This window comes from Ensifer sp. 4252 (genome assembly GCF_050434565.1).
Taxonomy (GTDB): domain Bacteria; phylum Pseudomonadota; class Alphaproteobacteria; order Rhizobiales; family Rhizobiaceae; genus Ensifer.
Window position 1 is genome coordinate 93408 of the sequence record NZ_JBNDIU010000019.1, and the last position, 18939, is coordinate 112346.

16 protein-coding genes and 4 pseudogenes are annotated in these 18939 nt (G+C 59.4%); 11 read left to right on the forward strand and 9 right to left on the reverse strand.

The window, feature by feature from the left end; translation table 11 throughout:
• Positions 1-32 precede the first annotated feature (32 nt).
• The 3 genes and pseudogenes from ABIE33_RS27125 to ABIE33_RS27135 form a co-directional block, all read right to left on the reverse strand.
• On the reverse strand, positions 33-1289 hold the full coding sequence (locus tag ABIE33_RS27125; RefSeq protein WP_429130882.1) for an ABC transporter substrate-binding protein: 1257 nt from the start codon (positions 1287-1289) through the stop codon (positions 33-35).
• A 268-nt stretch (positions 1290-1557) separates the two neighbouring features.
• Positions 1558-1850, reverse strand: a pseudogene (locus ABIE33_RS27130) (type II toxin-antitoxin system RelE/ParE family toxin).
• The gene (locus ABIE33_RS27135) at positions 1847-2155 is read right to left on the reverse strand and encodes a type II toxin-antitoxin system RelB/DinJ family antitoxin (protein ID WP_429130883.1); all 309 of its coding nucleotides are present in this window, start codon (positions 2153-2155) and stop codon (positions 1847-1849) included. Before ABIE33_RS27135 ends, ABIE33_RS27130 begins: the two are co-directional and overlap by 4 nt.
• Positions 2156-2552: 397 nt before the next feature.
• On the opposite strand from ABIE33_RS27135, the gene ABIE33_RS27140 reads away from it, so the two are divergent.
• The 3 genes from ABIE33_RS27140 (at position 2553) to ABIE33_RS27150 (ending at position 5194) form a co-directional block, all read left to right on the forward strand.
• On the forward strand, positions 2553-3929 hold the full coding sequence (locus tag ABIE33_RS27140; protein ID WP_429130884.1) for a DUF3300 domain-containing protein: 1377 nt from the start codon (positions 2553-2555) through the stop codon (positions 3927-3929).
• Between the two features lie 21 nt (positions 3930-3950).
• A complete protein-coding gene (locus tag ABIE33_RS27145; protein ID WP_429130885.1) occupies positions 3951-4931 on the forward strand; it encodes a DUF2950 domain-containing protein in 981 nt (326 codons plus the stop codon).
• Between the two features lie 119 nt (positions 4932-5050).
• Positions 5051-5194: a hypothetical protein gene (locus ABIE33_RS27150; protein ID WP_429130886.1), complete on the forward strand. Its 144-nt coding sequence runs from the start codon at positions 5051-5053 to the stop codon at positions 5192-5194.
• 25 nt (positions 5195-5219) lie between these two features.
• Here the strand turns inward: ABIE33_RS27150 and ABIE33_RS27155 are convergent, their stop codons facing one another.
• The 5 genes and pseudogenes from ABIE33_RS27155 to ABIE33_RS27175 all read right to left on the reverse strand — a co-directional run bounded on the left by ABIE33_RS27155 (position 5220) and on the right by ABIE33_RS27175 (position 8824).
• Complete coding sequence (locus tag ABIE33_RS27155; RefSeq protein ID WP_429130887.1) at positions 5220-5555, reverse strand: hypothetical protein; 336 nt, start codon at positions 5553-5555, stop codon at positions 5220-5222.
• Between the two features lie 253 nt (positions 5556-5808).
• Positions 5809-6230, reverse strand: a pseudogene (locus tag ABIE33_RS27160) (GSU2403 family nucleotidyltransferase fold protein); the annotation flags it as partial.
• 22 nt (positions 6231-6252) lie between these two features.
• Positions 6253-6834 carry an intradiol ring-cleavage dioxygenase gene (locus ABIE33_RS27165; RefSeq protein ID WP_429130888.1) on the reverse strand — a complete coding sequence of 194 codons (582 nt, stop codon included), beginning with the start codon at positions 6832-6834 and terminating at the stop codon, positions 6253-6255.
• Positions 6835-7086: 252 nt separating this feature from the next.
• Positions 7087-7845: pseudogene (locus tag ABIE33_RS27170) on the reverse strand (ATP-binding cassette domain-containing protein); the annotation flags it as partial.
• Between the two features lie 85 nt (positions 7846-7930).
• Positions 7931-8824 (reverse strand): LysR family transcriptional regulator, encoded by an 894-nt coding sequence (locus ABIE33_RS27175; RefSeq protein WP_429130889.1) that lies wholly within the window; start codon positions 8822-8824, stop codon positions 7931-7933.
• A 154-nt stretch (positions 8825-8978) separates the two neighbouring features.
• On the opposite strand from ABIE33_RS27175, the gene ABIE33_RS27180 reads away from it, so the two are divergent.
• The 7 genes and pseudogenes from ABIE33_RS27180 to ABIE33_RS27210 all read left to right on the forward strand — a co-directional run bounded on the left by ABIE33_RS27180 (position 8979) and on the right by ABIE33_RS27210 (position 16839).
• Entirely contained in the window at positions 8979-9629 is a 651-nt protein-coding gene (locus ABIE33_RS27180; protein ID WP_429130890.1) for a hydrolase, read from the forward strand.
• A 4-nt stretch (positions 9630-9633) separates the two neighbouring features.
• Positions 9634-10126: pseudogene (locus tag ABIE33_RS27185) on the forward strand (alpha/beta fold hydrolase); the annotation flags it as partial.
• A gap of 342 nt (positions 10127-10468) precedes the next feature.
• Positions 10469-11641 (forward strand): Fic family protein, encoded by a 1173-nt coding sequence (locus ABIE33_RS27190; RefSeq protein ID WP_429130891.1) that lies wholly within the window; start codon positions 10469-10471, stop codon positions 11639-11641.
• 425 nt (positions 11642-12066) lie between these two features.
• Positions 12067-12867, forward strand: coding sequence for a DUF2092 domain-containing protein (locus tag ABIE33_RS27195; protein WP_429130892.1), 801 nt, complete (start codon positions 12067-12069; stop codon positions 12865-12867).
• A 53-nt stretch (positions 12868-12920) separates the two neighbouring features.
• Positions 12921-13190 (forward strand): hypothetical protein, encoded by a 270-nt coding sequence (locus tag ABIE33_RS27200; RefSeq protein WP_429130918.1) that lies wholly within the window; start codon positions 12921-12923, stop codon positions 13188-13190.
• Positions 13191-13236: 46 nt separating this feature from the next.
• A complete protein-coding gene (locus tag ABIE33_RS27205) occupies positions 13237-14679 on the forward strand; it encodes a DUF1254 domain-containing protein (RefSeq protein ID WP_429130893.1) in 1443 nt (480 codons plus the stop codon).
• 150 nt (positions 14680-14829) lie between these two features.
• Entirely contained in the window at positions 14830-16839 is a 2010-nt protein-coding gene (locus tag ABIE33_RS27210; RefSeq protein WP_429130894.1) for a mechanosensitive ion channel domain-containing protein, read from the forward strand.
• 62 nt (positions 16840-16901) lie between these two features.
• Here ABIE33_RS27210 and ABIE33_RS27215 read toward each other — a convergent pair whose 3' ends face one another.
• Positions 16902-17879 carry an AraC family transcriptional regulator ligand-binding domain-containing protein gene (locus ABIE33_RS27215; protein ID WP_429130895.1) on the reverse strand — a complete coding sequence of 326 codons (978 nt, stop codon included), beginning with the start codon at positions 17877-17879 and terminating at the stop codon, positions 16902-16904.
• A 352-nt stretch (positions 17880-18231) separates the two neighbouring features.
• On the opposite strand from ABIE33_RS27215, the gene ABIE33_RS27220 reads away from it, so the two are divergent.
• A complete protein-coding gene (locus ABIE33_RS27220) occupies positions 18232-18705 on the forward strand; it encodes a hypothetical protein (RefSeq protein WP_429130896.1) in 474 nt (157 codons plus the stop codon).
• Positions 18706-18939 lie beyond the last annotated feature (234 nt).

Below are 18939 nucleotides of genomic sequence, written 5' to 3' on the forward strand. Positions count from 1 at the left end.
GAGTCCCGTCCACCGGTGCCCTTGCAAGAGGATCAGTTGCTGACGCGCTTTTCTTCGGCCCGGGTCTGCTCCGCGAAGTCCTTCATCGTCTCATCGACGCTTCGCTGACCAAGCGCCATGGCCTGCCACATCTTGTATTCGGTGGAGCGCATCCACGTGACTACGGTCGTGCGTGCACGGCCGTGGGCGTTCGGCAGCGACTCGATTGCCACGTCGATGCCGGGCTGTGTTGCCAGAGCTTCGGCGGCAACCGGAAGGGCAACACTCTTCTTGTTGATCGGCAGGTAACCGGTTGCGGCAAACCAGATCGCGTTCGCTTCCGGAGAAGCTGCGTGGCTTACGAACTTGTAGGCCGCGTCCTGAACCTCCTTCGGCGAGGTCGCCATGAGGCCGATGCCGGCACCGCCGATCGGAACCGAGCAAGCTTTGTTGCAGGGCATCGGCCGGACGGCGAGGTTGTCGCCGATCGCCTTCTTGGCCTCGCCGTAATTGCCGGTCGAATTGAACATGATGCCGACCTTCTTGGCCAGGAAGGCGTCACGGCCGTTGTCTTCCTCCGTCACGCCATCGGCAGACGCGACCTTGTTTTCATGAACCAGTGAGGCCATCCACTGGTAGGCTTCGATCGTGTTGGGTTTGTCGAGCAGGATTTCGCCGGTCTTCGGAGCGACCAGTTCGCTGTCGTTTGCCATAACCAGGCCCCAGCGGGCGAACTGGCCGGGCGCAGCGATGCCCGAGATGCCCTCCGAACCGAGTTCGTCGCTGATCGTCCTTGCGGCCGCCAGGATCTCATCGAAAGTCTTCAGCGGCGTGTCAGCCGATAGGCCTGCACGGGCGAAGATGTCCTTGTTGAAATAAAGAACGGGCGTCGAGGAATTGAACGGCACGACATAATTCTTGCCATTGATGACGCCGACTTCCCGGGCGTAGTCGTAAAGATCGGCTTTCAGCGGATCGGCATCAAAATAAGGCGTCAGATCGGTCAGAATGTTGTTGTTCGCAAACAGGCCGTAACGGGTGACTTCGAGTATGACCGCGTCCGGTGCGCGCTGGGCCGGAATGGCAGCCTGCAGCTTGGCGACGATGTCGTTGTAATTGCCGATGAACTCGGCTTCGACATCGATGTCCGGATTGGCCGCTTCGAACTGCGTGATGATCTTGTCCAGAGCTTCGCCATTGGACTTGTTGAAACTATGCCAAAACTTCACCGTCGTGGCGGCTTCGGCTACGCCGACACTCGCCACAAAGGCGATGATGCTGGCTGCGACTGTGCTCTGCAATCGTGACAATCTGGATCTCCTCTGCAAAAGCAATTGCAATGCTGCCGATCTAGCAATTGCGAGAGACACTTTCGTGAAACCCATGCGAAGGTTTGATGACGGGCAGTGCAGCCGACATGCACCTTTCGGATCGAGCGAACTACGACGACGTCGCGAACTTCCACCCACATGAGAGGATCGATGGATGGCCGATGCGCCTCCGGGTTCGACTATGCATCCCTAAGCTCTTGAAAAGAAACGAACCGACGGCAACCAAAGAAGTGGCTCGCGGTCGGAATCACTCGTCGCCGAACTCGAAAGGCCATATCTGGGCGCCATGCAGGATGCGCAGAATGCGAATCCGGTCCGCTGTCACCAGGTAAGCCGCGACGTAGGGTGTGCGCGGAACTACAGCTCACGCGTGCCCTCAACTCGAACGGGACGACCGCTTTCGGGAAAGTCGAGGAGACGTCGAACGGCTCGCGCAATCTCCTCGTCGACGTGGACCGCCGCCCCCGGATTTTCGCTTTCAACGTAGCTGAAAGTAGCCTCTCGATCGTGAAGCGCATACTGCGCCCAGACAAGCCTCATCGGTCGCCGGCCCCTGCCTTACGCAGAGCCGCCGCCCGGCGCTCGCGGAAGCGAGCCTCAACATCAGCATCCTCGAAATCGGGTCGCATGTCGTCGAGAGCCTGCAACACCTTGGCGCGGAACCAGGCATCGTGGGCGTCACTGCTACTAACCATTTCCAGCGGCAGTGAGCCTTCGTTCGCCGTCCGGGTCAGAAGGATTCGAACAGCATCCGAGACTGTCAGTCCCATGTTCTGTAGGACGGCGGTGGCGCGGTCCTTAATGTCGGCGTCAATCCGCGTCTGGACCAGTGCATTTGCGGCCATCAGTATCGCCGCGAATGGTGAACCGTCGGGCCGCGACGTTTCCGTCGATACATTATGCGATCCCAGACGCCAGAACGGAAACAGACACACTACAATGATCGTCGGGCGATCCTCGGGCGGACAACGTGCTTCCAATCGCCAGCGACCTTCCAAAAAACAACGACGATCGCACAAAGAAGCCCAATGTAACTGTTACGTTCTTCCCTAACCCGACGCTTTCCTCATTATACGAAGGGAACAATCACGGGGAGAAGCCGTGCGACGATCGGATTGCTTGGTAATGACCTTTGTTTGAGGAAGGCATCGCGACTGTGCACCCCTTGCGGCTCTCGCAGCGGGCGATGAGCACTTCAATATTGAGACGGGATTAGTGCCCCTTTTTGCTCGGAGGTGACTTATGATCCGGAAAATGATCATCGCGCTCGGCAGCGCAGTGACGATACTGGTTTCAACACCCATTACTGCCGTCATGGCCCAGCAGACGGCGAGTGCGCCGGCCGCTGAGCAGCAGACGGCGCCGGAACCACTCAGCGACGACGAGCTCGAAGTGCTGGTCGCGCGGATCGCGCTTTATCCGGACGAGTTGGTGGCGTTGATATCAGCCGCGGCACTCTATCCGCTGCAGATCGTCGAGGCGGAGCGCTTCCTCGAGGCCCGCGAAAAGAAGCCCGACATGAAGCCGAAAGACGACTGGGATGGCAGCGTCATCTCTCTGCTGAACTACCCCCAGATCGTCAAGATGATGAGCGAAGACCTCGAGTGGACGCAGTCTTTCGGCGACGCGATTGCCAATCAGCAGAAAGATGTGCTGGTCGCGATACAGCAGTTGCGCGACGAGGCCGTCGCCAAGAACATCATCAAGACCGACGACAAGGTGAAGGTGGTGCAGGAGGGTGACAATGTCGTCATCCAGGCGGCAAACCCCGAAACGATCTACGTGCCACAGTATCCACCGGAGATGCTGTATGAGCCGGACTACGCACCGGCGCCGATCGGCTACTATGACGAACCCTATCCGGCCTATTGGTATCCCGGAGCAGCCTTCTTCGCCGGCGCGGTGACCGGTGCGGCCTTCGCTGCAATTGTCGACTGGGACGATTGGGGCGTCTGGGGCGGCCGCTGGAATGGCGGCGACATCGACATCGACTGCAACAACTGCTTCAACAACATCAACGGCAAGCTCAAGTGGAACGACATCGACTGGAAGAATGTCGATCGCAGCAAGATCAACTTCGACCGCGACCAACTTCAGCATTTCGACCGAAACAGCATCAAGAACAACATCAAGGCGAACGGCAACAACAACCTGCGCAACCGCGCCGCCGAGATCAACCGCGATCGGCCGAACGCGCGCCCGGGCGGTGGCGGTGCCGGCCAGATTAGGGATGTCCGCAAGAGCACGCTCGACGGCTTGAAGGCGCAACAGAGACCGGCGGCCCGCCCAGGTGGCGCCGGTGGCGGGCAGGCGATCGCGAAGGCCCGGGCCGGAGACGGAAAGCCGAGCATCAATCGGCCGGCCGGCAAAAAGCCCTCTCAGGTCAACCGTCAGGGCGGCAAGAAGAAGATGGCCGCCAAGGCGCAGAACCGACCCAACAAACCCTCGGGCCTCGGCAACGTCAATCCCGGGAGGCGTGAAATCAACTCGTCACGCCGCGGCGGTCAGAGCATGGGCGGTGGCCACCGTGGCGGCGGGCGTCCACAGATGAGCCGCGGCGGGGGCAGACCGCCGATGCATCGTGGCGGCGGTGGTCGCGGCGGCGGACGCGGACGTTGAACGGATCACAGGAGAACGACCATGGCAAAGCTCTTTCATCCGTTTCTCCTCGGAACGGCGATCGCTCTCTCGCTGGCCACCGTGCCACTGAACGCGACCTTCTCGCAGACACAGATGCCGGCGGAACAAGCGCCAACAGATCAAATGGCTGCGGGCCTCGATGCCTATGCAGCCGACGACGATCCGCCGGTCTTCGATGATCCCACCAAGGCGGTCGACGACTTCAAGTCGAAGCTTGCCGCCAACGACTTCGATGGTCTGGCGAAGCTTCTGGGGCTGAATGCGGAAAAGCTGAAGGCCGGTGAAGGGGCGACGGATACCTTCGCGCTCATTCGCGAAGGCGCGGCCCGCAATGTCGTCGTGCGCGATCTCGAAGGGCGCAAGATCCTTCAGATCGGTGATCGGCTGTGGCCGCTGCCCTTCCCGATCACCAAGGGCGAGGACGGCAAATGGGCTTTCGACACCTATGTCGGGCTTGAGGAGATCGTCAATCGTCGCGTCGGCGAGAACGAGCTCGAGGCGATCGATACGGTACAGGCCTATGTCGATGCCCAGAAGGAATATGCCTCGCAGGATCGCGACGCCGATGGCGTGCTCGAATATGCACAGAAGCTGATCAGTACACCTGGCCAGACGGACGGACTCTATTGGCCCTCCGATCAGGGCGATGGCGAAAGCCCGGTCGGCGACGCGATCAGCGAAGCGGCGCTGGAAAAGGCGAAGGCCGGCGAAGGCTATTTCGGTTACCGGTTCCGAATCCTGACATCGCAAGGCGACAACATCGCCGGCGGCCGTTATGACTATGTCATAAACGGGAACATGATCGGCGGTTTCGCCTTGATCGCCTGGCCGGTCAGTTATGCCGAGACGGGCGTCAAGACCTTTGTCGTCAACCAGCAGGGCATCGTTTATGAGCGGGACCTGGGGCCGAGCACCGAACAGATCATGCCTTTCATCGATCGTTTTGATCCCGATGACAAATGGGCTGTCACCGCAGATTGAAGGTGGAGCCTATCCCTGCGCGCTGATCACCGGGCTTCCGCTCGGCTACCGCGCCGGGATGTACACCGGCTCGTAGGCGATCTCGGGCGCGATTGGCGTTGCCACGGACCAGGTTTCGCTTGGACAAAGACTTCGCCGAACAGATCCCGATCGCCTATGCGGTAACCTATATCTGGGGCACGATCGGCTCGACGATCATCGTGGCGCCGCTCGGCATCCCGAAGGAGATGAACCGCATCGTCTCCGCCGTGGCCGGATGCTGATACGGATGAGGAAGAGGGTCAGTGATCATGTCGACAGTCGGCGACCTCGAAGCGCCCGAAGACAGTGAATGACCTGCGAGGCGAACTCGCGGGCCCGATCAGCATCCTCCTCATTGGCCGCGCGATCTCCGATGTCGAGGTAGCAGTTTGCCAGGAATTCACAGAGCGGCAGCGCGCTTTCGACTGCCTTTTGTGTCGCCTTCGCGGGGCGCGGGGTGGTCAAAAGCGGGTGTTCCCGCATCGATTCCGACCTCAGGTCGGCTTCATTTGAAAGAGCCTGCAGGCCGCCGCCGCCGTCTAGCGTTGATAGTCCCGCCATCGACTTGAGGGGGCCCGACAACCTCTGCTCGAGGATCGGCAAATCGCTTTTGTCGACCGCAAGCGCCTGGCCTCGTTCCTGATGAAATGCACGCCGCCGCTCGCGTCTCAACGTGACCGAGTTCCTCTCGAGCCATTCGTTCGGCCGCGTCTCTAATGTCGTCCGACCTGGCGTGGGCCGAGACGTATGACCAGAACGGTGATATCCGGATCGCGTCGTTGCGGAGGCAGGCGCAATGATGATATGGAAAAGCGTATGAAGCATACCGAATTATTCATCATCTTATATCACGGACTAGACGCACGCCGAGCAGCCCGGCGTAACGTTGGAACGCCACCGTGCCCGATCAAAAGGCCGCGCAGCCGGAAGAGGCCTCCTCCCGCCAGCGACAATATCTCCTGACATCTTGTCGGGCGCAATCATGCCGCCTTCGCGGGTGAGAGTGGTAACCAGGCGACGGCGAGCGCGGAGATCGTCTTTCTGGGCTTGAAAGTCTGCGACGCGCTTTGAAATTTCGGGGTCATCCGCGGGGCCAACGTACCGACGTGTCTTGCCGCCATGTCCATCGGGAATGTCGAAATACCAGTAGCGACGTGCCTTCACTGTGACGGGCGTGAAGCGGCCTTGAGGTGGAAAGTCCGCCGTCCACGCCGCATCAAGCGACCGCTGGCCCAGTTCCGCGAGCATCGTTTGATAGATCAAGTCGATGGTTCCGATGACAGCGGATGGAAGGCGCCGGTTACGCCACTATGAAATCGTAGCGGCCGAATTTTCCGTCGCTCGTCGCCCTAATATCGAGCAGCAAGGCTGCGTTGAATATGCGGTCACGTTCATTGTCCGGCTCACCGGCAAAATACAGCTGCGTCGTCAGCACGTTACCGCCGGGCCGTTGGACTTTCACGTGATAATGCCGCGTGCGACCAGGATAGATCCCTGGCACGATCGTCTCGAACCACCATTTACCTTCGGCATCGGTGAATTGATGTCCGCGGAGTTTGTATCCGCTATTGTCGTAGTCGCCGATCTCATTGGCATGCCATAACTCGATCAGCGCCTTTGCCACGGGCTGGCAATTCTTGGTTAGCACGTAACCAGCAAGCGTCATCCTTTCACCGCCTGGTGCATCGCTCGCGAAGTCATGTTTTTCCGGGCTCTGCGGCGTGAAATACGGGCCTTCGGTCTGCGCTGGCGTCAGATCGTCGTCATCATTGCAAGTAGCCGTAAGCGGCAGCTCCGCAGGAGCGCCGGCTGCATGACCGAGTCTCGGTAGCACAATCGGCGTGGCAATGAAGCTGATAAGGAAATGTCGCCGGGTCGGCATGGCGTGTATCTCCCAAACATGGAAACCAAGATCGTTGCGGCTCCATTGGGCAGAAATGGGGCGGACGCTCGCAGAAATCGACCGACAACTTCATCAGGCGAGGCTGCTGTTGGAGCGTCCGGAGCAACTGGAACCGTTCCGGCAATACCTCCTCAAGGCAGGCTTGCCCACGCGGCGCTCTGACCATCGATTTGAGTCCAGGCGATACATTCTCCGGATCAAGACCCACTCGGACGGTACCCAATTCCGAAGTCAGACCTGGACGAGGTGTCCTGGCGAGACCTGGCGGTACTGGCGCTTGGGTGGTACATAGTCGATGGACTGCGCCGGACTTCTGATCTCGTCGGTCGTGATGGAACGCTTGACATTGCGCCGCGCCGGGTCCGGCACGGGGACGGCCGCCATCAGTTTCCGCGTATAGGAATGCTGCGGGTTTTCAAACACCGCCTGGCGCGGGCCTATTTCGACGATCTCGCCAAGATACATCACGGCGACCCGATGGCTCACCCGCGCCACGACGGCCATGTCGTGGCTGATGAACAGATAGGCGAGATTGAAGCTCTGCTGGAGGTCGAGGAGCAGGTTGCAGACCTGTGCCTTGATCGACACGTCAAGCGCCGACACCGCCTCGTCGGCCACGATTACCTTCGGATCGAGCATGAGGGACCGCGCGATGGCGATACGCTGCCGCTGACCGCCGGAAAACTCGTGCGGATAGCGCCGCATTAGATCCGGGTTGAGTCCGACGCGTTTCAGAAGTTCCGCCGCCTTGTCGCGTGCTTGCAGCTTCGTGCCGAGACCGTGCTCGATGAAAGGCTCCATCACCGCCGGACCAATTGTCATGCGAGGGTCGAGACTGGCGAACGGCTCCTGGAAAACCATCTGGACAGTGCGCCGCATCCTGCGCAACCGTCCGCGCCGAAGCCCCATCACATCGTCGCCGTCGAGCAGGATCGTTCCGGCAGTCGGTTCGACCAGCCGGGTGATCGAACGCCCCGTCGTCGACTTGCCATCGAGGCCTGGAATTCGTCTCGTGGCGCGAACTGGAAAAGGGTATGGGAACATCGGTCTGGTTGATAAGGCTTCGTCCCGTGTTTCAACGGTCGAGACCCCAAACGTCCGGGTTCCGTTTGAAGTACTCAGTCAGCATTTCGGTAAGCACACGCACTTTCCGCGTGGGATGCTGACCCGGCGGGCGGACGACATACGCCGCCCCCGGAGGGACCGGATAGCGTGTCATGATCGGGACCAGAGCGCCGGAGGCCACATATCCATATGTGATGCAATCGGGGAGCCAGGCGATGCCGAGACCTGCCGCCGCCGCAGCGGCAAGCGCCGTGGCGCTGTCGGCCTTGAACCTGCCCTGCGGCTGAACCGTGACGATCTTGTCGCGATCCATGAACTGCCAGGCTTCCGTTCCCTGCATGAGGGCCTGATGCGTGACGAGTTCGTCCAGGGTCTCAGGTGACCCGTGCGCTTTGATGTAATCCGGGCTGGCGACAAGCTTGCCATGGATCGGCCCAACGCGCTTCGCGATCAGGTTTGAGTCTTGGAGGTAGGCACCCCGAATCGCGCAATCAAAACCCTCTGCGATGAGATCGACGAAGCGATCGCTGTAGGAGGTATGGATGTGAAGCTGCGGGTGCTGGCGCGCCATGTCCGCAAGCACGGGGGCGAAGTGGGTCGGGCCGAACGTAAGCGGCATGGCAACCCTCAGGCGGCCGCGCAACTCACCGGTGGGGAGGATCGTTTCCTTGGCGGTGTCAATCTCGGCGCTGGCTCTGGCCGCATGGTCCCTGAACGTGATTCCCGCTTCCGTGAGCGCGGCGCCGCGGGTCGTTCGTGCAAGAAGCTGGACGCCAAGCTCCGCTTCGACCCGGAAGAGTCGCCGGCTGACGATCGATTTGGAGACGCCAAGCCGGCGCGCGGCGGCCGATACGCCCCCGGCATCGGCCACTGCGACGAATGTCTGTAGGTCTTCGATGTCCATTCCGGCGTTCCTTATTTCGCGACACAGCTTGCCCGACTATGGCACTACCGCACCACCAAAAGGAACAGCAAATTGCGTCTTGGCAACGTCACCCGCTGGCGCATGTCTCCCGTGAACCCATCGCCGTCCACAGCGGCAGAGAAAGGAAGTCTTGATGCCCCCTCGTAACGGCCTCGATTCGCTTCTTCGTCCCGAAGATTCGGTCCTCGTTCTGATCGATCACCAACCGTATCAACTCGCGAACCTGAACAGCCACGATCCGCATATGGTGGTCAACAACACGACCGCGCTGGCGAAGCTAGCAAGAGCCTTCAATGTTCCGACCATTCTCACCAGCGTGATCGCGGCGCGCGGTGGACTTCTCTTTAAGCAGATCACCGACGTATTTCCGGACCAGGAAGTCATCGATCGCACCTGGGTGAACACCTGGCAGGACGAGAATGTGGTGAACGTCGTCAAGGCGACCGGCCGCAAGCAACTGATCATCGCCGGCCTGTGGACCGAGGTCTGCGTCGCAATGCCTGTCATCCAGGCCGCCGGCGAAGGCTGGGACGTCACCGTGATCACCGACGCGTCGGGCGGGATTTCGAAGGAGTCTCACGAAGTTGCCATCCTGCGCATGGCCTCGGCCGGCGCGAACGTGATGACCGTGATGGCGCTCGCTGGCGAATGGCAACGCGATTGGGCGCGCACCGAGCATGTCGAGGAGCTGACCGAGATTCTCATCCAGCACTTCGGCGGCAGCGGCATCGCGTATCTTTGGGAGCAGCAGCTTCTCAACACGCCGGTGCCGAGCGAAGGCTGACCCGGGCCGGGTGGCCAAAGCAGCCGTCCTCGTTGCCGCCATCCCGCCGCTGGTGCTGAAGACCGCCGACAACCCCAAAGGCACGCCGATGGCGGTCTTCGACGGCTTTCGGACGGCACTGGCCGGCAACCGTGCACAGTTCTTCCGCGACGTCCCGTCAGGCCCGTTCTACGGCTTCAACCGCGAGGGCGCGGCGGTCCATTAAGGCGTGCTCCAGAACTGGTGGCGGCAGGGCATGATGGGGAGCGCCAAGGCGCACTACGATGGCATCAAGGCCTTCTCGGAAACCGACCAGATCGATGACCTCAAGACGATCACCGCCGACGCTGGTGCTGCACGGTGAGGACGACCAGGTCGTTCCGATCGCCGCCTCGGCTTTGAAGGCGGTCAAGCTGCTGCCGAACGGTTCGTTGAAGACCTATCCCGGTTTCTCGCACGGGATGCTGACAGTGAACGCTGATGTGCTGAACGCTGACCTTCTGGAGTTCATCACGAACAGAAGTGGCTGCGGGGCGTGGCTCCCGGCCCCGTCCCGCCAGACGGTCTGCCATCGGCCCCAATTGACACGCAGGGGTCACGCTGGCCAAGTATACGCTCCTGACGCTTCCTCGGTGTTCAGAGCAAAGGCAGTAACGCGAATGAACTCCACCCGACTGAGTCGGCCGGAAGCCGGCAACATGTCGCCCCGTCCGGATGCGTCTCTCGCCTTGAAGGGATTCGAACCAGCTTCGATTGCCCTATTGTTAATTAAGCGAAAGCGTTAATTAACAAAAATGCGGTTTCCTTTATTAAGGGTCAATGCTATTTAACTTCAGCACAACAATCGACTCGGGGAGGCTATGGTCAGCAAAGACCCCAACACCAATGGACGGCTTGGCCGCTTGGTCGAAACCGCCGTAGGTGGCGAACGCATCAAGGCGTTTGTGCCGCCTCCCCTTCCTCCGGTTCCGCCAATCGCGATCCGTGGCCTGCTCACTCGTCTCAGCGCGGCCGAGCGTGCGCTCGGACGGCTGGACGGTGTTTCCGTGTTGCTGCCCAACAAGGAACTGTTCCTCTACATGTACGTGCGCAAAGAGGCGGTCCTTTCATCTCAGATAGAGGGCACCCAATTGACGCTTTCCGACCTGCTACGCTTCGAAACGGAGGCGATTGGCGGCGAGCCCGTCGACGATATTCGCGAAGTCTCCAATTACGTCGATGCCATGATGTTCGGCCTCGAGCGCCTGGAACAACTCCCATTATCCCTGCGCCTTATTCGGGAGATGCATCAACGATTGTTGGACAGCGGCCGCGGTGGGACGAAGAGCCCCGGCGAATTCCGCACGTCACAGAACTGGATCGGTGGAACTCGGCCGGGAAACGCCATGTTCGTGCCCCCTCCTCCCAACGAAGTCATGAATTGTCTCGGGGAATGGGAGAGGTTCGTTCATTCGGACACGCCCGACATTCCCCCTCTGATCAAGGCGGGGCTCATCCACGTTCAGTTTGAGACCATCCACCCTTTCCTGGACGGCAACGGTCGTCTCGGTCGACTCCTGATCACGCTATTCCTTTGCGCCACGGGCGTACTTCGACAACCCTTGCTTTACCTCAGCCTCTATTTCAAATCCCGCAGGTCCGACTATTACCGCCTGCTGCAGGAAGTCCGCGAATACGGCACCTGGGAAGCTTGGCTCGAGTTCTTTCTCGACGGAATCGCCGAAACAGCGGAACAAGCGTTTGAGACCGCCAACCAAATTGCACGACTGTTCGAGGGCGACCGCGAACGCATCATAAGAGAGTCTGAACGTACGGGATCGGTCCTTCAGATCCACGAAACCATGCGCACCAGCCCATACTTGACCGCCTCCACAGCAATGAAGCGGAGCGGCCTGACAATGCCGACCGTTAACGCGGCCCTCGAGCAACTCCAGCGACTCGGGATTGTTGAAGAAGCGACGGGTCGGCGCCGTGGCCGAGTGTTCGTCTACCGCGCCTACATGGAAATACTCAGCGACGGAGCGAACGGCTAAGGAGTTCCCGTCGATACATTATGCGACATTGAACGCACAAAACGGGAACATTAACTGAATATGGTGTGCGGCATCGCTGTAACCCACCTTAAAGGCGATGTCGCTTATGCTGTGAACGCCTTCGCAGAGCAGCCGGATCGCCTCACTGCGACGCGACCGGTAATCCTCAAAATCAACCGCAGAATTTTAAGTGTCGCTGCAACGTCCGCGTCGGCATGCCCCGAACTCTTCGCCCTTATTCCGAACGCGGGCGCTGAATGTAACATTGAAAGTGCAACTTGGCGTGAAATGGTAAGAAGAAACGCGGCCAATACAGCAGTAATGCCACGGGCTGGGAGGCCTTCGCAACCAAGTTGTTCGCAGGAGCAAGAACTGTTGCGAGTCCTGGCCCGCAAGCGAAATCAACGAGCCTTCTGGGTGAGCGAATGAATGGCGGACTGAGGTTACTTGGCGCGGCTTGGCGGCGCCGATTTACAGGGATGTTAGTGGTTGCTGGTAGTGTGATGGCTTGGCCGGTATCGGCGCAAGACAGAATCGAGCCGGAGGCTGATCGGATCATGGCCGCGATGAGCGAAAATCTCAAGTCAATGCCAACACTTAGTGTCGACTATGACGCTGATCAGGAAGTCGTCAATCTGGAGGGCCAGAAGATCCAATACAGCGCATCCGGCTCCATCGCACTCGATCGCGCCAAGGGCTTCCGGATGAGGCGCATGGGCCCCTTTGCCCAGGCGGAGGTGATATTTGACGGCAACACGATATCGCTGCACGACAAAATCCTGAACGTTTACGCGCAGTTGCAGAGTCCCGGCCACGGTGTTGAAGATGCGACCGAGGAGCTTCGCGCCGCCACCGGACTTGACGCTCCGGGGGCCGACCTGCTGGCAAGCGACCCCTATACGGTCCTGACCGACGGCGTGACCGTCGGAACCGTTGTCGGATCGGCATTCGTCAACGGGGTGGAGTGCGATCATCTCGCCTTCAGAACCGATATCGTTGACTGGCAGATCTGGATCAGCAAGGGCAGCAAGCCTTTGCCGCTCAAGTATGTCATCACGACGAAATGGACGACCGGGGCGCCACAATATTCGCTACGGCTCAGCAACTGGAAGTCGGATGAGATCGAAGCCGCGAGGTTTAAATTCACGCCGCCAGCGGCTGCCAACAAGCTGGAACACGTCCACGCCGATGTCACCGGCGAGCTTTCTCTGGAGACGGTGCAATGACGACGCGCAAGCTGCACGGAAAGATCCTTTCAGTCGCCATCGCCGGTCTAGGGATGCTTGCGGCAGACACTCTCGTTCCCGCGCCGTTCGGCTCGTTCGTATCCGAGGCGCAGGCGGTCGTGGGACGCCCGCTGACACCAGGAAGTGTCGCCGGTGTTGCTCGCCGTACCACGCGCCGAGTGATCCGCCGCTCCACGATGTATGTCGCCGCACTGCCCGCGGGCTGCGTCAGCACTAGTGTCAATGGCACCGCGGTGTGGCGTTGCGGCGGGGTCTACTACCAACCGTACGGCGGGCGTTACGTCGTCGTTTACATCGACTGAACTCAGTGCATTACATCGCAACTCAATTTTTCGATGGAGGGACAGAATGGATATTACGCGTCGTGACTTGACGGCCGCCGGTCTTGGAATACTGGCGGCAGGCTCTCTCGCTAGGCCTGCTGCTGCCGCCGACGGTTTGGTGGCAGATTTGCCGGAAGGGCTCGATGAATTCGCGCTCGCCGTCGAAGCGTACATTTATGCCTATCCTCTGGTGACGATGGAAGTGACCAGGCGCGTGATTACCAACGTCGCGGAACCCGAAGGAACCCGTGGCCCCATGGGGCATCTGATCAAGCTGCGCCAATATCCAGACGCCAAGTTTCGCGACGTGACCGCACCTAACGCCGACACTCTTTATACGACGGCTTTCTTTGATGTGGGGGACGAGCCTTGGGTGGTGAGCCTGCCCGATTTGAAAGACCGGTATGCCCTGTTTCCGATGCTGGATGGCTGGACAACTGTCTTCGACGTCCCCGGAAAACGCACCACAGGCACCGAGGCCCAGACGTTTGTTGTTACCGGGCCAGGCTGGGAAGGAACACTGCCCGAAGGCGTGACCCAATATAGATCTCCGACGAGCATCGTCTGGCTGCTTGGACGCATCTATTGCACGGGGACCCAGGAGGACTACGCCGAAGTCCATAAGCTTCAGGATGAGGTCAAACTCTATCCCTTGAGCGCGTGGGGCAAGGATTGGACGGCTCCCAAAGGCAAGGTCGACCCGTCGATCGATATGGAGACTGCCGTTCGCGAGCAAGTCAACAGCATGGACGCCATCGAGTACTTCACCCTCTTTGCCGAGCTCCTGAAAAGAAACCCGCCGACCGACGCGGATGCACCTATGGTCGCAAAGCTCGCCGAACTCGGCATCGTTCCTGGACAGGACTTCGACAAGGCCAAGTTCGATCCTGCTTTTGTGAAGCGCGTCCCTCAGCTCGGCTTCGCGCGCATCATGACGCATTTCAAATTCAGCGACGGCGACGTACAGGACATCGACGGCTGGGGCTTCACGACGAAGACGGGGATTTATGGCACCAACTACGTCCAGCGTGCCTTGATCACTGCGATCGGTCTTGGGGCGAACCGGCCGCAAGATGCGATCTATCCGACCTCGCTGAAGTCCGGCGACGGGGTGATCAAGCGGGCATATAACGGGTCCGAGAATTACGTTCTCACGTTCAAGAAGGGACTTACGCCACCGGTTTCGGGATTCTGGTCATTGACCATGTATGATGCGGACTACTTCTTTGTCGACAATCCGTTGAACCGCTACTCCATCAGCGCACGGCAGCCGCTCAAAGCAAATCCGGATGGCTCGATCGACCTGTTTATCCAACACGAAGCACCCGGACCGGACAAGGAATCGAACTGGCTCCCGGCGCCCAAGGGAAAGTTCATCCTCATGATGCGGCTCTACTGGCCCAACGAGAGCAGTCCCTCCATCATTGATGGTTCTTGGACGATACCGCCGGTGAAGAAGGTGAGCTGATTCTGTCGGCGTGCATGCAGCCGCCACGGCTCCGGTTCGTGGCGGCTGCAAACACGAACTATCGTGAAACCACGTTAGTTTCGGCCCTGTCTTTGGTTTTTGGAGACCAATTCTTGACAAATGGGGTCTGATCCAGTGGACCGAGCTTTTATGTACGTTCTTCGGCCTTTGCTATTCAGTTTGTTCCTGTGCCTTTGTGGGCTTACGAACCTACAGGCGCAAACGCCTGCGGCCCGAATTGCGCAACCGTCCAAGGTAGACGAACTGCTGCGTCTTCTCGAGGATGAGGACGTAAGAGTCTGGCTAGAGCAGAAGCAAGCGGCCGTTTCCGAGCCCCGCGACAATGAGGCAGTGTGGTTCATCGAGGAATGGGAGGCCCGCTCACGCGCCCGTTTCAATGCACTTCTTGCCGCAGTGCCACGGATCGGGGATGAACTTTCCCGCGTCATGTCTGCGGTTCGGCAAGAGGCACGGAGCAGCGGTTTGGTGCCCGCGGCGCTGATGTTCGTTATCATCGCAGGCATTGCGTTTGGCACCGAATGGATCTTTCGTCGTTCACTGCCAGCGGCACCCTTGCCCAACCCTCCTTGGATGCAAGCCTACACGGAGTTTCTGACGCTTTCGATATACACGGCGACCGCTGCAATCCTCTTTTTCCTGTTCAACTGGCCGCCACTCATGCGTGTGGTCGTACTCTACTCGCTCGTCGCATTGATCACCTACAGGCTCGCGACCGCGCTCTTCCGCATCGCGCTGGCCGCATCCGTAGTATCGGCACGCTCCTATTCGCGGATCCGGATATTCGTCGCAATGCTGGCGGCAACGATGGCATTCTCGGCCATATGCGAGCGGCTGGTTGAAGCCGGCGTCCGGTCGGCTCTCGCTATCGGATTGTCCATTCCGCTTGTCGTTATAGCAATCGCCTTGATCTGGCGTGAGCGCTCCAGCGATGTCGGATCTTTGCAAGGCCGTGTCTCTCGCGCCATGGGCATCTCGGGCGCGGTCGTCCTGTGGCTGCTCTGGTGCGGCGACTTCCTGGCTTTATTCTGGCTCGGCATGATGCTTGTCCTCGTGCCCCGCGCTTTGTCGATTGCCGACAGCCTAACCCTTTCTTTCTCGCCCTCGCGTTCGAGCGGAGGGGACCTACCGGACGCTAAGACGGTCCTGCTCGTCCGCGGAACGCGGGCCATTATCCTTATTGCAGCGGTCGACTGGGTCGCATTCGTTTGGCGCCACAATTTCCCTTTTGTTTCCGGTGAAGTGACATTGATCCGGACGATCATTGCCGGGGCATTCAACAGCGTCGTGATTCTGCTCATCATCGACTTCGTCTGGCAATTGGCAAAAGCCTACATTACCCGCAAGCTGAGCGACGTTGGCGATGAAGCGGCGCTCCCATCGAACGCGCTCGCGCGAGAAAGCCGGCTTCGCACTTTGCTGCCTGTTTTCCGCAACGCCTTGGCAGCAGCACTTCTGTGTGTCGCGGTGCTCACGGTTCTTTCGGAGATGGGCGTCAAAGTCGGCCCGCTGGTCGCAGGCGCGGGCGTGGTCGGCGTTGCAATTGGATTCGGCTCGCAGACCTTGGTCAAGGACGTGGTCAGCGGTATTTTCTATCTACTGGACGATGCCTTCCGGGTCGGGGAATACATCGAAGCAGGAAACTATACGGGCGTCGTGGAATCCTTCAGCCTTCGTTCCGTGCGGCTGCGGCACCACCGTGGGCCAATCTTCACCGTACCCTTTGGTTCGCTTGGCGCGATCAAGAATGCCAGCCGCGATTGGACTGTCGACAAATTCCGCATCCGTGTCCCTTTCAAAACCGATGTTGATAAAGTCCGCAAGCTCATCAAGGAGATCGGCGCGCAATTGCAGGCCGATCCGGAACTCGGTTCGTTCTTTATCGAGCCGCTCAAGCTCAAGGGCGTCGAGCAGATCGGTGAATACGGAATCGAACTTGGTATCGCCTTCACCTGCAAGCCTGGGGAACAGACAATGATCCGTCGGAAGGCTTACGCGATGCTGATGCAGGCTTTCCATGGCAATGGGATCGACTTTGCTCAGCCGGTGGTTCAAGTCAGCGGTGACGACAAGGAGACAGCCGCCGCGACGCTGGCCGCGCGGCAGCGCCCAGATAAGACGGCTGCACCAGGCACGGCCTAGCCAGCTTGATCGCGTCGAAAGCCACGTGAAGGGGAATGAGGCAATTGCTTTTAGCGGTTCGACTATGGGTCGCTAGTTTGTGCTGCGGATTCGCTGTCGGGATCAGCAGTGGATAGGTTCTCTCTGACGCGAAACTCGCGAGGTCCAAATCCGGTAGCCTTCCGAAAAGCGCGGGAAAAGCCAGCGGGAGAGGAATAGCCCAGATCCTCCGAAATGTTGGTGATCGAGACGGCCCCGTCGCGCAACATTTCCGTCGCACGTTGCATTCTCACTGCGCTGGTCAGGCTACGGAAGTCGGCTCCTGCCTGTCGAAGTTCACGCTGCAGCGTCCGAACGCTCGTGTCCATTGTCCGCGCAGCATCCTCGATCGACACATCGCCCGCGAGTAGCTGTGCCCGAATCTGTGCAGTGGCGATTTCCAACAAACTCCGAGGTGCACCCCCTGGACGATCGCGAGCCACGTCCTCGAGAGTCACGATCGACCGAGATGTTCGTCGCGACGCAGCCATCAACCGATGCCGCTCAACGACGACCGCCACTGCTGGCGCATTGAATATCACCGGGCATTGAAACACGTCCTCAAAAAGCGAGGTATGGCTCGGGGTCGGGATGTCAAGTTCGATGCGAAGGGGGTGCCAATGTTCAGGCAGATATGCCTTGAAGAGACTCAGCAGTTCGCCAGCGGCAGCACATGCGACCGACTCATAACCCCGAGACCCGGCCAGAGCGAATTTGTAGCCAAAGCGTAGTTCCTCCTTCGTTGTGGTGACCGTCAAATTGTCAAAAGTACTGTGATACTGCAGCGCCACGATACTTCGTTTGATCGCCTCGCCGAGCGTGTCTGCTTCAGTGATAAAACGCCCGAAGCTGCCATACGCGGAAACGTCCATATTGGGCACGAGCAGGAGACCGAGATTCGCGTCGCCCAATGCCCTCGCCATGGCTTCGACGAAGCAAACCACGGACTGCTGAGGAATGTAGACATTGCGATCCTCGATCAGCTCTACGTCGAAGCCCGCGGCGCGATTGGCACGCAGCAACGCTCGCCCCCCGAGCTCGCTTCGAACGAACGCGGGCAAGCCTTGCAAGACATGGCTCGAGATCACGGGAATCGCGGCGATCTGAAATGGTTCCTGAAAATGGTATTGGCGTAAAATGGATGGTTCTCACATATTCGACCGCCGGGAGATTTGGCAAGTGATATCCGTAAATCGGGATAGATATAACGTGCACACGCATTATTCAGTCTCCCTCGATACGCAGATGGCGGCGTCTAACTTATCGGGCCGGAAGTCTTTGCCGCGGGCTTCCAAGCCACAGGCATGGCCCGTTAGTCATCCTGGGAACGAATAGCGGTTGCGACGCGCTGTTGCGAGAAAGGCCGCCAAAAGCGTGAAAACCAACACGTCATGGCCTAAGTGTTGGCGCAGTCGAGTTTCGGTGTCGGCGTTCGGCTTCGGGCTTACAATTGGTAATCTCGGCATTGGCCCCGTCAGCCGCCTTTGCCGAAAAGACGACGTGACGCTTGTGGTGGCCCTCGCACTTCTTGTTTTGGCGATCAGCACATTCATGCTCGCGCCACTTCCCTTAGCAGGAGGGCTTGTCTGTCTTGTCATCTGGGGATTTGCGCTTGGCCTCGCCGCGCCAGCGAGCACGTCCATGCTCGCCACCCGCAGCGACGCTGACAAAGGTCAGGTTCTGGCAGTTTCTGAAAGCCTCAACAATCTGGCTATCCTGGCTGTTTTGCCCATCGCGGCAACGCAGCTGGAAGTGGCTGGCACCATGATCGTTCTCGGTGTCAGTTTGGCGGCTTCACTTGCCCTGACCATCGTCGACCGGCGGCTTTTGCGACCGCAAGAATCCTAAAGCTTGTTACGTTGCAAGAGTTAGGCGTTAAAGTCGCCTAGCTTTCCACGTTGGCGGCTCCCGCTTGGTGGGGCGTGCTGTGATGTTTCATTCAGCGTGGCGAGGTTGTTGCTTACGCCTCTCGCCGGCCATCTGGTCGATCATCACGACCGTGGCACCATGACGGTGGTCGGACAAACAATCCGGGCCTTGTGCCTGACCGATCTCGCCCCTGCGAAGTTCTTTGCAGAGCCT

Bases quoted from the DNA above. Each gene is read 5' to 3' on its own strand.
- ABIE33_RS27135 (WP_429130883.1), bottom strand. From the start codon at position 2,155: ATGGCCGCAAATGCACTGGTCCAGACGCGGATTGACGCCGACATTAAG.
- ABIE33_RS27210 (WP_429130894.1), top strand. From the start codon at position 14,830: ATGTACGTTCTTCGGCCTTTGCTATTCAGTTTGTTCCTGTGCCTTTGT.
- ABIE33_RS27205 (WP_429130893.1), top strand. From the start codon at position 13,237: ATGGATATTACGCGTCGTGACTTGACGGCCGCCGGTCTTGGAATACTG.
- ABIE33_RS27140 (WP_429130884.1), top strand. From the start codon at position 2,553: ATGATCCGGAAAATGATCATCGCGCTCGGCAGCGCAGTGACGATACTG.
- ABIE33_RS27165 (WP_429130888.1), bottom strand. From the start codon at position 6,834: ATGCCGACCCGGCGACATTTCCTTATCAGCTTCATTGCCACGCCGATT.
- ABIE33_RS27145 (WP_429130885.1), top strand. From the start codon at position 3,951: ATGGCAAAGCTCTTTCATCCGTTTCTCCTCGGAACGGCGATCGCTCTC.
- ABIE33_RS27195 (WP_429130892.1), top strand. From the start codon at position 12,067: ATGAATGGCGGACTGAGGTTACTTGGCGCGGCTTGGCGGCGCCGATTT.
- ABIE33_RS27180 (WP_429130890.1), top strand. From the start codon at position 8,979: ATGCCCCCTCGTAACGGCCTCGATTCGCTTCTTCGTCCCGAAGATTCG.
- ABIE33_RS27175 (WP_429130889.1), bottom strand. From the start codon at position 8,824: ATGGACATCGAAGACCTACAGACATTCGTCGCAGTGGCCGATGCCGGG.
- ABIE33_RS27200 (WP_429130918.1), top strand. From the start codon at position 12,921: ATGCTTGCGGCAGACACTCTCGTTCCCGCGCCGTTCGGCTCGTTCGTA.
- ABIE33_RS27190 (WP_429130891.1), top strand. From the start codon at position 10,469: ATGGTCAGCAAAGACCCCAACACCAATGGACGGCTTGGCCGCTTGGTC.